Here is a 10,203-nt window from a genome sequence, read left to right on the forward strand (position 1 = left end):
CATGGTTTGGTCGTCGAAGGACTCTTGGTGGCCCCCAAAGGCGGGATGGTTCTGGACTAAGGCCAGTAGGGCATCGCCGTAGATAGAAGGCTTCCCGTTAATGACCGCGATATTTTGCAGGGCTTGAATAGGGTTAAGCCCCAGCTCCACACCCATCATCATGGCTACCAGTGCGTCCTGCGGCTTGTTTTGGTATTGCTTGGGAACCATTTGGCTGGTTGCCAGCATGTTGGCCATATTCATGGCCTCACTCATGTTTTGTGGCTGTAATGCAAAGCCACCGGTTTTTGCAGTTTCCCTAGACATGAATATCTTCACACTCCCAGTTGATTTTGCGTTTAGCCGCTTCCTGCTGCGGTTGCCTTTGTCGTTGTCGTTGCGGGGTAGGGAAGGGAATCACTTCCCCGCGTTTTGCTCCGCCTAGATCACAGATGGCATCCTCTTCAGCCCAGCTGGTGTCACGCAGCACCAGTGACAGGCGTTCCCGCACAATGGCTTGGGTTTCTTCGACCCACTCCCAACGCTTCAGATCGCCGACCGGGTAGGGGTTTTCACAGTGGCCCCAGCGCTGATAGGACTGGCGGCAGCGCTCGCGAATGGCTTTGCAGACCCCTTCCCACCATTCCATGTCACAAGCGCGAACCACGGTTACTTTCAGGCCAGGAAACAGGTAGCTGGCCCGACGGCTGGCTGCGACCACAGTGGCGCTAATGCTGGCTGTATCGAGGTTGAGTCGTATGGGTTTCATTGATCAGCCACCTCCGCTCGCATTGCTTCGCGCAGCCGAACCTTCTCAATTACCGGGAGATTGTCAGCTTTCTGGTTGCAGGATTTATGAGCCAACACCAAGTTCTCTAATCTGTTCGGACCGCGTTGACTGAGTGCAACCAGATGCTCCTCAGTGACATCGCGGCCAAGCGGTTGCCCACAGTAGAAGCACTCATCACCGTCTCGGTTCAGGAGCTGTTGCTTGCGCCTACTGCAATAGGTCCGCTTTGTTGGCTTTCCTTTTCCAGCCCACTTGCTGCCGTTTAAATAGGCGTTTAGTGCTTGAGTAACGATTGGGCTGCTGTTGTAGATATTTTTGTTTTTGGTGTTTCGATAGAGGACGCCAACACCTTGAGCGCATCGGAAACGAATTACTTCAAGCTCATTCGTCGTTGGCAGCATTTCAGCGCCCTGGGCTGTCAACCACTTTATGAACCGGATAATGCGGCGGTCGGATAGCTTCTTGCTCATTCCAGCCAACCCCAGCAGCGAGCCTCGGCTGCGAATTCCTCAAAGTGTTCCTCGGCAATGTGGGCTATGGCGTTGCGGGCTGCCTCTTGGAGCTTGAATCCAGCCTTTGCTGCGTCTTGAAGTGATAACCATCCGATGTATTCAGGGCCGGCGCTATCGGAGTTCCCGGCCAGGCTGTCGATTCGGTCTGCCATTTCATCGGCGAGCAATTCGTAGGCGCGCACGGCAGCTTTGCTTAAAACGCCGCGCTCTTTTAACAAGCGGCACTCAATGAATTCGGCGACTGCCTCGATGTCCTTTTGGGTGATTTCCCGCTGGTTGTCCTGGTGACACTCGTAGTCGGGCAGGGCGTCCTCTACTGGCCTGGCTGAGCTGGTGGCGTACATGACTGTTGTCCTTGCTCTGTAGCTATGAATCAATAATCAACTAAAGGTTGATCAAAGTCAACAACTAATGGTTGATTTCCGGCGCGCTATAAAACAACGGAATCGTGAGCTGTAGCTTGCAGACAATAAAAAAGCCCCAAAGGGGCTTTGTGGGAAGTGTAAGGGGCTTTTTTTATGCCCTTTGTTATCTATCCAGGCATGTAATAACCGATTATCACGCCACAGATGTGTAATTTTTGTCCTGTTACATCAAGGGTTGGGTAGCTAGGGTTGATCGCTTTCAAGTAGGTTTTGCCAGCATCCTCAATATAGGTCTTAAAAGTTACTTCGCCGTTTATCTTGGCAATCACTCTGGCGCCATTTGTCACTTCTATTTCTGGGTCCACATAGATGATCGCCCCTTCAGGGTATGAGCGTTGGCCAGGGTAGGGGCTAGTCATTGAGTCGCCACGGACATGCAGCGCATAGGTTCTACGAGAATGGGGCACTGGGCATGGCATTAGTGCCTCAGCATCACCGACTAAATAGGGGTCTATTGCTTCACAAAACTCACCAGCCTGGACCCAGCTGATTAATGGAACCAATGTAATGTCTTTGGGGCCTGGAGCGACGTTCGTGTAATAAGTGGAAGAGCTCTCGCGCACTCCATGGCTCTCTCTTTTGGGAGCCTCCCCGAACTGCAACCATGAGGGTTGAACACCCAGCCAGTCCGCCAGTATCTGCATATTTGCCCGCGCGGGCATCGACTCACAATTGAGCCACTTGTTAATTGCCTGGGTAGTCGCCTTGGCCCCGCGCCGCTTCAGCTCTTCATGGATAGTGACACCAAAATTCTTTTTGACGCCTTTATCCGCAAGTGCTTCTGTTAACCGCCGAACGAAATCTTTTCTGATCTGAGTAGTGTCAACCATCAGTTGAGTATTGCATAGGGGTTGATCAAGTATCAGTTGATCTATATTATCAACTGAAAGTTGACTTTTTGGGGGCGTCATGGGTACTCCAGATTTTGATTCATCCCTAGGGGTGAGAACGGCTGTCAAGTTTGCTGGTGGCCCTCTACGGGTCGCACAGCACTGCGAAATATCCACCAGTGCCGTGCATAAGTGGATTACTAACGGTCGGCTGCCAAGGACTGAATACACGGGTGAAACCAAATATGCCGAAATTTTGGCTGAACTGTCAGGCGGCAAATTTGAAGCGTCTCATCTGTTGGAAAGTTTGAAACCGATGAAAGTGGCGACACAGCGCAAATAGTGACGAATCGCGGTTGTAGCGACCCATAGGGCTATTTGTCGAAGCGATAGCTGAGTAGAGCGACATACAGGAACCCCCGCATGGATTTGTTGAGTGAAGAATCGCGGCAAGTGTCGGAAAGAGCCAGAAAGAACCTTTCCGCCCTATTGACCGGCCTTTCTCGGGTGGGGCAGGTGAATGTCGCACGTTCGCTTGGCTGCTCCGAAGCGAAGGTCAGCAAGATGAAGGATGGTGACCTTGAGATGTTCACAAAGATGTTGGCGGCGTGTGAGTTGAAGGTGGTTCCAACGACCTATCGCTGTGCAAAGCCCGAGATTATTGATGCTGCCCTGGTATTTGCTCGGGCAGCGCTGGAGCAGACAGAGAGGTGTCAATCACTGGTATGGGACGACTGAAGCTCGTGAGGGTGGATTGGGTGGACAGCGCCCAGCCCTACGGCTGCTGGAGTCACCTGGGCGACCTGCCACCGCTGGAAGTGGTGGAGTGCAAGACGGTGGGATGGCTGGTTGCGGAGAGTGATGAGGTGCTGATGCTGGCCCAGAACCTCGGAGATGTGAATACCGAGAGTGTCCAGGCATCCGGTTTGATGCGTATCCCTAGAGTCTGTGTGAAGCGGATAGCTGTATTGTGCCAACTGGGTGCTGCCAGATTTTTTTTAACCACTCGAATTTCATCAAAAAGAGGAGAGAGTAATGGAAATGCTAAAGACAAGTGATGTGCATATTCGGGAAGCGGTATGTCGGGTTGAAAAAGAAGTTAAAGACTTGCTCTCAGCATTGGAAGGTCTGGGTAGTGGATCTAACTCGAAATCTGTTGTAGTTGGTGGGAGTGCTGTGGCAGAGCCTAAAAAGTCCGCAGAAGATTCAGAAGCTAATGTTTCACTTATAGAAAAATCCATGAGTGAATTTATAGATTGGTTGAAAAAAGAAATGCAGCGGTCAAAGCTTCAAATTGAAACGAGAATATGCAAATTAAATCAAGTTTTATGGTCGGATCAGTTTGAATATTTGGACCTTCAGGAGCAAGAGCTTCTTATAGAGCAGCGTGAAGTGATGCTGCGGTATGGAGACATACTGGCTATGCGCATGAAAATACATCAACCTGATCAATCGCTTTGCGCGGATCAAACTGGGCGAGAAGACCCCATGAAAAACTGTGAATTTTATCAGCGTATAAATCGGGCCAAGCATCGTATAGAGGGTGCTAAGCGCCGTATCGTGGTTGGTAGCTGAATATTTCTTAGGTATTTGTTGTTTGGCATTTGCAGCATACCGTGAATCCGCTCACTTGGTTATTTGAGAGGCAGATGGGGCAGGCCGGCATCTTTCCAAACAACAGTACCAAAAGTATTTGAGGGCTTCAGAAGAGGGCGGAGGCGTCAATGAGCGATAAACGCGCGTTTGAAGGCGTTTGGATTCCAGCGGAACTGTGGCTGTCCAAGGACCTGAGCCTGCAGGAAAAGGTTATGCTGGTGGAAATCAATAGCCTGTCCGTAGATCCTGTCAGAGGCTGTTACAAGTCCAACAAGGCGTTCGCCGAATGCTTCAATCTGTCCCCATCCCGGGTATCTGAAATCATCTCCAGCCTGGAGAAAAAAGGCTATTTGACGATCACCCAAAAACGCGATGGAAAGCGTATTTGTGAACGTAATATTTTTGTGAGTGGGGGGTATTCGGAATCCCGAAGGGGGTATTCGGAAAACACGGAGAACCCTATTCGGAATCCCGAAGGGGGGTATTCGGAAAACACGGAAGAGAGTAGTACAGGTAAGAGCAATACAGTAAGAGTAATACAAGGGGACGCGCGCGAGCGCGCTCCTGTCCAGCCCAAAAAGCCCAGGGGGCTCGATTTCGCCGGTCTCCCCATCACTGAACACTCGGCGCGTTGTTTCGCCGATTACCGCGAGAAACTACGCAAGCCACTGACCCAGCGAGCGCTGGAGCTGGCCGCCCGTGAAATCCGACAGGCCGGGGACAGTACCGGTATGACCGACGAAGCCCTGGTAGCCGAAGTGGAGCTGGCCGGCTGGCAGGGCGTGAAGGCTGACTGGCTGATCAACCGACTCATCAAACGCAGAGGGCCGCGCAATGGATCATCGCAACCACCCAACCCGTTCACCGACGACACCGACTGGCTCGACGGCACAACTGGTGAACGAGTTATTCAAGCAACTGGCGGGAATCAAGCCGGGCTGGCGGGCAGCCTTCCCGGACCAGTCAGCCATTGCGGTAGTCAAGAACCAGTGGCTGATGGCGCTGATGGAGGCGGGTATTTCTGACTGGAGCACGATCGAAGGGGGGTTGGCTGAGCTTCGGCAGAGCCAGGGGCCATTTCTGCCATCCACCGGAGATTTTATCGCCCTGTGCCGTAAAGCCTCCTTGAAGCACTGGAAAATACCCAGCGAGCCGGAAGCCTTTTCCCTGTTGCAGCGGTTTTTTGGCCCGAGGCACATAAAGCGGGATTTCACCCAGTTAAACCCGGCGGTGTATGCGGCTTATTGCCACATGGACTGGAGCGTAGTGTCGCAGATGCCGACCAAAGAGCAAAAGGCCGCTTTTCGGGAGGCTTGGAAGCGGGTTATGCAGGACCTGGCCGATGGCAAGCGCCTTCCTGACCCCCCGGCACAGGACCGAGTGCTGGAAGAGAAGCCAACTCGGCCATGTGACAGAGGTGTCGCACTGTCGGCCCTGGGAGAGCTGAAGTCCCTCCTTGCCGGCGAGCAAACCACAGCGGAGCGTGCCTGAATGCCGAAACAGTTCCAAGTCAATAGCCAGGCCAGCCTGCAAGGGTTTTTTAACCACTGCGAACGCTTGTTCTCGGACCACAAGGTGGTGCGCTTTTTCTGGCGTCTGGGCAAGGACCGCAGCCTGGATCAGAACCGCATGTGCTTCGAGCTGTACCAGCGCATTGGCCGATCACTCTACGGTGACGATAGCGCCCATGCACGGGCAGAGTGCAAGCTAACCATTGGTGTACCAATTCTGCGGGAGGAGGATGAAAAGTTTCGGGAGAGCTACGACAAGATCATCAAGCCGGTGGCATATCAGGACAAGCTCGACCTGATGGAATGGTTTCCGGTTACACGCCTGATGACGGTCAAGCAGTGCCAACGCTATATCGACACGGTATTTGATCGGTACACCCTCAAGGGCGTGGACTTTGGAGCATTGCTGGATGCGCAGCACTAAGTTGCGCCAGGCAGCGAAAGGCGAGAACTGCACATTGCGGCTCTACCCGCACTGCAACGGTGACCCGGAGACGGTAGTGCTGTGCCATCTGCCCAGCCACGCCGGTATGGCCCGAAAGTCCCCCGATTGGTGGGGTGTCTATGGCTGCAGCTGTTGTCACGATGTGATCGACGGGCGCTGCAAGACCGAGATACCAAAAGTTGAGGTAGAGCGCAGCAAGCTGCGGGCGCTCTTTGAGACTCAAACAAGGATGCGAGATAAGGGACTGATTCGATGAGTAGCCGTCAGCGTACTCCTTCAGCAATGATTTCCGGGTGTTTGAGTGCAATTTCAATCAGTGCCTTGGCAGCACCGGACGGTGTGCGCCGGCCTTGTTCCCACTCCTGCACGGTACGAATGGAAATATGTAGAGCTTTAGCAAACTGGCTTTGCGAAAGCCCGGTCTTCAATCTTGCTGTGGCAACCGGATTTGTGGCAATGCAGGTTGCCCGTGCAGCTTTCCCGGCCTTCATTTCTTTCACGGACTTGAGCAACTTGTTGCCAATATCTTCGCCTGTGAGAGGTTTACTAGCCATCTTCAATCGTCTCCTTTACCTGTCTCAAAATGTGGGCAGGAATATTGCCTTGTACGCTTTTGGCATAGATCACCAAAAGCCAGATTTCCTCGCTTTGCAGGCGCAGAAAGTAAATCACCCGAACGCCGCCCCGCTTGCCGGCACCCTGCCTGGACCAGCGTACTTTTCTGCAGCCGCCGCTACCGGGGATGACATCACCCACTTCCGGCCGCTCCGCAAGCCATGCACAAAAGGCACCGCGCTCTTCCTCAGTCCAAAGCCGGTTGGCATCTTCTGTGAAGGTGGGCGTTTCGATGATTGTTAGCATATTCGAAGTATACGTCAAAGACGTATAAAGGTAAACCGAGGATGGCAGTTCGATTTCAGCAGGAAAGAGAGGGTTGAGGTGTGATTGATGCAATCGAAATCCGCGAGCTGCTGTGGGAATGGGGCAGGGCATATCCAGAGATCGTTGGGGCTGAAGTCAGCTGGCCCCGCATGGCAGCGTTTGGGCGTGAGGTGGCCTCTGGGCACCGGGAGAATCGTGTGGGCGTCAACCAAGAGCGCGCTGATAAGACCAATGAGGTGGTTAGCAACTGGCTAGTAGTGATGAAAGCCCACATCCATATTTCGTCAGTTGCGGAGGAGCTGGATGTGTTCTGGCTGCGGTACAACCGTCGCTGGGAGCTTCAGGGTGTGGCCCGAAAGCTCAAGCTGAGTAAGACCAAGGTCAGGGACTACTGCAAGGCGATAGAAGCAGAAATCACCATCCTGTACCGGAGGTGGGCAATGATTGCCTGACCAGGGAAATCCTACTCGCATCACATGGATTTCAGTTCTTCGATCAATTCCGGGTGTTTATCGATCAATTTGAGTAGCGTCGCCTGAGGGCCTTTTGTTCCCTCCTTTTCCCAGCGCTCGTAAGTGCGCTTATTCGCCCTGAGCGCGGCAGCAAACACCGTTTGAGACATGCGTAGCTTCTTACGCACGCGGCGAATCTCTGCAGGCTTAACAACGACCTGCGGCTGCTTGGTTATCTTGTGTGTGCGCAGGGTCATCTTACCCTCACGTTCGTGCCGTAATGCCTCCATGCCCTCCAGCATCTCTGAGAAAATATCGCGCTTGGCCATGGTTACTTCCTCGCCTTGATTTCACTTTTCAGCATCTCTTTCAGGATCTTCCTCTGATCGGAGGTTAGATCGCTGGCTTCATCCTTGTCGAATAAGGTGAATAGCCAAAACAGACCTTTCCTACTGTACCAGTAGTAGATGACCCGAATTCCACCACGGGTGCCTTTTCCCCGACGTTTATCGCCAAAGCGGAGCTTCCGAAGTCCCCCGGTACCTGGTATTTCAACACCGGCTAACGGGTTATCTAGCAGCTTCTGCTGTAGAGCCTGGAAACTATCATCGTTCAGATAGTCATTGCGGAAGCGCTCAAAGGGCGGCATTTCGACAAAGATGGCATCCATGTGCATATCATACGCAATTTGCGTAGCTTGTCAATGGCTACTAGAAAGTGCTGATAGATGAATAATCAGGTGCCATCGACATCCTGATAGCTGTATGAAAAATCAGTCTGTATGTATTGACAGTGCGCACTGGAATTGCTATTTTCCGGTAAGCTGTCGCAGAAGTATGCACGGCTGAGCCACTCCTCCCTTTGAAATCCCCCTGGTGGGTTGATCCAGGGGGGCTTCAAATTTAATTGTTGAAGCTAAATGTAAAATTTCTGTAATCAGAAGCTGAGCATTTACGTCTTAATGTATTTCTTCCAGATTGTCTTCCTAATTCTAGGAGAAGAAATTTTAAGACAAAAACTTTTACTTTAACAGATTATCTCTTTTCCAGTTACTGACCACCTGTCGTAGTGTCAATCCAAGTGATGTCACCAGCAGTAAATGGTGTAAATATGCTATCAGAATTTGAAAAAGCCTCCGAACTATAGAGGCCGATCAAACTTTGAGGGGCTACAAAGTCTGGAGTATCTGCATAAATCAATGTGCCTGCATCTGTAGAGGATGAAATCGGGCTCGGAGATATCAAAGTGAAGTTAACAGGAATGGTATTAAAATAGTCATCGTAATTAATATTATTAATGTCGGGGCTACTATTTATAAAATCTACGACACTTATGGTAGCTCCATTAGAAATAGTTGCAGTAGCTTGGAGCAAATTATCGGAGAGTTCACAAGGACCACAGCGCTCGCCCCAGCCTTCTAGTGTAAGTGCATCAAACTTAAAAATTGCTGCAAATGAACCTAGCGATGCCAGGCTCCTAAGAGCGAGAAGAGGTGCCCGTGCGTGGGACAGTCCGGGTGCTGCAGGGGGAATTGGTGAAGATAGTTTATATAATAAGAGAGTATTGGCGAAATTTAAAGTTGTGAAAGCTGAATCTATAGTGAATAAGCTACCATTATTATTCCATTCTTCACTATCAACGCGGACTGTTTGAGCATTGCGACAGGTGTTGTCGGCGACTGTTAAAATCCACTCTTCGTTGATGATTGCACCGGTGCAGAGAAAATTATTATTAGCACCAATCAGTGCTACGGTTGCTGATTCTTCTCCTAGTCCAAACTCTATAGACCGATCCACTCCATTAATTAATGCGTGAGAGGCTGATGAAAGGCCTGCTGTTATCAGGGCTATACTTCTTAAAAAATTCATATATTTCATGGTTTTCCTACGTTTTATAACTTTGCTTTTTACAGCTTTAATTTCATTCCGCTTCATGAAAGCTTAAGTGCACACCTACAAAGGTATTTCTAGGGTGTAGCAAAAGGATAATGAATGTCAGGAGGCATAAAAGTATAAAAAGGGAGGTATGTGACAAAAGTCACTTTAACGCAAAAAAGTTATAGAATCGTGATAAGTTGATGAACTTTTAAGCAGATATGATCAGAGAGTCGGAGTTGTTTATCACAATTTACAGTTTTTTTTAGGAGGACATGTTTTTTAATTGTCAGGGAATTTTTTAAAATTCGTATTAATTCCTAGCCCGCCTAGTGCGGGCTTTTTCATTTCTGGTGATCCCATGTTCAAGAACGATTACTTCACGGGAGAGGAGTTGGCTTGCCGTTGTTGTGGCAAAAACCACTTCTCGGATGACACCTTACGCCGATTGATCAGGGTGAGGGAGCGGTTTGCCAAACCGATGGTGATCAACTCGGGTTATCGCTGCCCGGCCCATTGCGCCAAGATCGGCTCCACCATGACGCATACCACGGGGCAGGCGGTGGATGTGTCTGTGTCCCTGAGCCGTGCTTATGAGCTCCTGAGTATTGCGATGGAGGAGGGCTTTACTGGTATCGGCGTGAAGCAAAAGGGCGCTCATGGCGGCCGATTCCTTCACCTGGATGATCTCGAACCTATACCGGGTGAGCGTGCCCGGCCCACAGTTTGGAGTTACTAATAAAAGAGGTACTGTTGTACTAGCGTCGCTTGGCGAGGTTAATTTTTGGCTCCACATTTGTGGGTTAAAAAATTAACCTGGGGTTCATTATTGTATGATTTTAGGTTACTTAAATTTGGCAGTTTTGTGCTTCAGGGATATAAATTAGCTGCCTTGCTTACGGTTGTT

General features: G+C 50.7%; 20 protein-coding genes. 10 read left to right on the top strand and 10 right to left on the bottom strand.

All coding sequences use genetic code 11. The features are described from left to right. The 5 genes from AB1S50_RS17985 to AB1S50_RS18005 form a co-directional block, all read right to left on the bottom strand. The coding region (locus AB1S50_RS17985; protein ID WP_367152519.1) for a hypothetical protein at positions 1-306 on the bottom strand (306 nt) is incomplete at its 3' end. Then, positions 299-748, bottom strand: coding sequence for a hypothetical protein (locus tag AB1S50_RS17990; protein ID WP_367152520.1), 450 nt, complete (start codon positions 746-748; stop codon positions 299-301). The genes AB1S50_RS17990 and AB1S50_RS17985, both read right to left, overlap by 8 nt. After that, positions 745-1,239: an HNH endonuclease gene (locus AB1S50_RS17995; protein WP_367152521.1), complete on the bottom strand. Its 495-nt coding sequence runs from the start codon at positions 1,237-1,239 to the stop codon at positions 745-747. The genes AB1S50_RS17990 and AB1S50_RS17995 overlap by 4 nt, the downstream gene beginning before the upstream one ends. Next, on the bottom strand, positions 1,236-1,625 hold the full coding sequence (locus AB1S50_RS18000; RefSeq protein ID WP_367152522.1) for a hypothetical protein: 390 nt from the start codon (positions 1,623-1,625) through the stop codon (positions 1,236-1,238). Before AB1S50_RS18000 ends, AB1S50_RS17995 begins: the two co-directional genes overlap by 4 nt. A 188-nt stretch (positions 1,626-1,813) precedes the next feature. Beyond that, positions 1,814-2,617 carry a LexA family protein gene (locus tag AB1S50_RS18005; protein ID WP_367152524.1) on the bottom strand — a complete coding sequence of 268 codons (804 nt, stop codon included), beginning with the start codon at positions 2,615-2,617 and terminating at the stop codon, positions 1,814-1,816. Between AB1S50_RS18005 and AB1S50_RS18010 the strand changes: the two genes are divergently transcribed. From AB1S50_RS18010 to AB1S50_RS18045, 8 genes are all read left to right on the top strand, one after another. Next, entirely contained in the window at positions 2,616-2,879 is a 264-nt protein-coding gene (locus AB1S50_RS18010; protein WP_367152525.1) for a helix-turn-helix domain-containing protein, read from the top strand. The genes AB1S50_RS18005 and AB1S50_RS18010 overlap by 2 nt on opposite strands. An 80-nt stretch (positions 2,880-2,959) precedes the next feature. Next, positions 2,960-3,274, top strand: coding sequence for a CII family transcriptional regulator (locus AB1S50_RS18015; RefSeq protein WP_367152526.1), 315 nt, complete (start codon positions 2,960-2,962; stop codon positions 3,272-3,274). Then, entirely contained in the window at positions 3,262-3,594 is a 333-nt protein-coding gene (locus AB1S50_RS18020; RefSeq protein ID WP_367152527.1) for a hypothetical protein, read from the top strand. The genes AB1S50_RS18015 and AB1S50_RS18020 overlap by 13 nt, the downstream gene beginning before the upstream one ends. Then, complete coding sequence (locus AB1S50_RS18025) at positions 3,572-4,111, top strand: crAss001_48 related protein (protein WP_367152528.1); 540 nt, start codon at positions 3,572-3,574, stop codon at positions 4,109-4,111. The genes AB1S50_RS18020 and AB1S50_RS18025 overlap by 23 nt, the downstream gene beginning before the upstream one ends. Before the next feature lie 149 nt (positions 4,112-4,260). Then, positions 4,261-5,157, top strand: a complete 897-nt coding sequence (locus AB1S50_RS18030) for a helix-turn-helix domain-containing protein (protein WP_367152529.1) — start codon at positions 4,261-4,263, stop codon at positions 5,155-5,157. Beyond that, positions 5,060-5,623 (top strand): replication protein P, encoded by a 564-nt coding sequence (locus AB1S50_RS18035; RefSeq protein WP_367152548.1) that lies wholly within the window; start codon positions 5,060-5,062, stop codon positions 5,621-5,623. Before AB1S50_RS18030 ends, AB1S50_RS18035 begins: the two co-directional genes overlap by 98 nt. Further along, entirely contained in the window at positions 5,624-6,067 is a 444-nt protein-coding gene (locus tag AB1S50_RS18040; RefSeq protein ID WP_367152530.1) for a hypothetical protein, read from the top strand. Next, positions 6,054-6,344: a nuclease domain-containing protein gene (locus tag AB1S50_RS18045; protein WP_367152531.1), complete on the top strand. Its 291-nt coding sequence runs from the start codon at positions 6,054-6,056 to the stop codon at positions 6,342-6,344. Before AB1S50_RS18040 ends, AB1S50_RS18045 begins: the two co-directional genes overlap by 14 nt. Positions 6,345-6,351: 7 nt before the next feature. On the opposite strand, the gene AB1S50_RS18050 is transcribed toward AB1S50_RS18045, so the two are convergent. Next, complete coding sequence (locus AB1S50_RS18050; RefSeq protein WP_367152534.1) at positions 6,352-6,642, bottom strand: helix-turn-helix domain-containing protein; 291 nt, start codon at positions 6,640-6,642, stop codon at positions 6,352-6,354. After that, positions 6,635-7,042, bottom strand: coding sequence for a transcriptional regulator (locus AB1S50_RS18055; RefSeq protein WP_367152536.1), 408 nt, complete (start codon positions 7,040-7,042; stop codon positions 6,635-6,637). The genes AB1S50_RS18050 and AB1S50_RS18055 overlap by 8 nt, the downstream gene beginning before the upstream one ends. Between AB1S50_RS18055 and AB1S50_RS18060 the strand changes: the two genes are divergently transcribed. After that, on the top strand, positions 7,030-7,422 hold the full coding sequence (locus AB1S50_RS18060; RefSeq protein ID WP_367152538.1) for a hypothetical protein: 393 nt from the start codon (positions 7,030-7,032) through the stop codon (positions 7,420-7,422). The genes AB1S50_RS18055 and AB1S50_RS18060 overlap by 13 nt on opposite strands. 20 nt (positions 7,423-7,442) lie before the next feature. Here AB1S50_RS18060 and AB1S50_RS18065 read toward each other — a convergent pair whose 3' ends face one another. The 3 genes from AB1S50_RS18065 to AB1S50_RS18075 form a co-directional block, all read right to left on the bottom strand. Next, positions 7,443-7,751 (bottom strand): helix-turn-helix domain-containing protein, encoded by a 309-nt coding sequence (locus AB1S50_RS18065; RefSeq protein ID WP_367152540.1) that lies wholly within the window; start codon positions 7,749-7,751, stop codon positions 7,443-7,445. Positions 7,752-7,753: 2 nt separating this feature from the next. Further along, positions 7,754-8,092: a hypothetical protein gene (locus AB1S50_RS18070; protein ID WP_367152542.1), complete on the bottom strand. Its 339-nt coding sequence runs from the start codon at positions 8,090-8,092 to the stop codon at positions 7,754-7,756. A gap of 379 nt (positions 8,093-8,471) precedes the next feature. Beyond that, a complete protein-coding gene (locus AB1S50_RS18075) occupies positions 8,472-9,299 on the bottom strand; it encodes a hypothetical protein (RefSeq protein WP_367152544.1) in 828 nt (275 codons plus the stop codon). Between the two features lie 358 nt (positions 9,300-9,657). Here AB1S50_RS18075 and AB1S50_RS18080 point away from each other — a divergent pair, with 358 nt between their 5' ends. Then, entirely contained in the window at positions 9,658-10,035 is a 378-nt protein-coding gene (locus tag AB1S50_RS18080; protein WP_367152546.1) for a D-Ala-D-Ala carboxypeptidase family metallohydrolase, read from the top strand. The last annotated feature ends 168 nt before the right edge of the window (positions 10,036-10,203 follow it).

The sequence above is a fragment of the Microbulbifer discodermiae genome, from assembly GCF_040742695.1.
Classification (GTDB): Bacteria; Pseudomonadota; Gammaproteobacteria; order Pseudomonadales; family Cellvibrionaceae; genus Microbulbifer.

Bases quoted from the DNA above. Each gene is read 5' to 3' on its own strand.
- AB1S50_RS17990 (WP_367152520.1), bottom strand. From the start codon at position 748: ATGAAACCCATACGACTCAACCTCGATACAGCCAGCATTAGCGCCACT.
- AB1S50_RS17995 (WP_367152521.1), bottom strand. From the start codon at position 1,239: ATGAGCAAGAAGCTATCCGACCGCCGCATTATCCGGTTCATAAAGTGG.
- AB1S50_RS18000 (WP_367152522.1), bottom strand. From the start codon at position 1,625: ATGTACGCCACCAGCTCAGCCAGGCCAGTAGAGGACGCCCTGCCCGAC.
- AB1S50_RS18010 (WP_367152525.1), top strand. From the start codon at position 2,616: ATGGGTACTCCAGATTTTGATTCATCCCTAGGGGTGAGAACGGCTGTC.
- AB1S50_RS18005 (WP_367152524.1), bottom strand. From the start codon at position 2,617: ATGACGCCCCCAAAAAGTCAACTTTCAGTTGATAATATAGATCAACTG.
- AB1S50_RS18015 (WP_367152526.1), top strand. From the start codon at position 2,960: ATGGATTTGTTGAGTGAAGAATCGCGGCAAGTGTCGGAAAGAGCCAGA.
- AB1S50_RS18020 (WP_367152527.1), top strand. From the start codon at position 3,262: ATGGGACGACTGAAGCTCGTGAGGGTGGATTGGGTGGACAGCGCCCAG.
- AB1S50_RS18025 (WP_367152528.1), top strand. From the start codon at position 3,572: ATGGAAATGCTAAAGACAAGTGATGTGCATATTCGGGAAGCGGTATGT.
- AB1S50_RS18030 (WP_367152529.1), top strand. From the start codon at position 4,261: ATGAGCGATAAACGCGCGTTTGAAGGCGTTTGGATTCCAGCGGAACTG.
- AB1S50_RS18040 (WP_367152530.1), top strand. From the start codon at position 5,624: ATGCCGAAACAGTTCCAAGTCAATAGCCAGGCCAGCCTGCAAGGGTTT.
- AB1S50_RS18045 (WP_367152531.1), top strand. From the start codon at position 6,054: ATGCGCAGCACTAAGTTGCGCCAGGCAGCGAAAGGCGAGAACTGCACA.
- AB1S50_RS18050 (WP_367152534.1), bottom strand. From the start codon at position 6,642: ATGGCTAGTAAACCTCTCACAGGCGAAGATATTGGCAACAAGTTGCTC.
- AB1S50_RS18065 (WP_367152540.1), bottom strand. From the start codon at position 7,751: ATGGCCAAGCGCGATATTTTCTCAGAGATGCTGGAGGGCATGGAGGCA.
- AB1S50_RS18070 (WP_367152542.1), bottom strand. From the start codon at position 8,092: ATGGATGCCATCTTTGTCGAAATGCCGCCCTTTGAGCGCTTCCGCAAT.
- AB1S50_RS18075 (WP_367152544.1), bottom strand. From the start codon at position 9,299: ATGAAATATATGAATTTTTTAAGAAGTATAGCCCTGATAACAGCAGGC.
- AB1S50_RS18080 (WP_367152546.1), top strand. From the start codon at position 9,658: ATGTTCAAGAACGATTACTTCACGGGAGAGGAGTTGGCTTGCCGTTGT.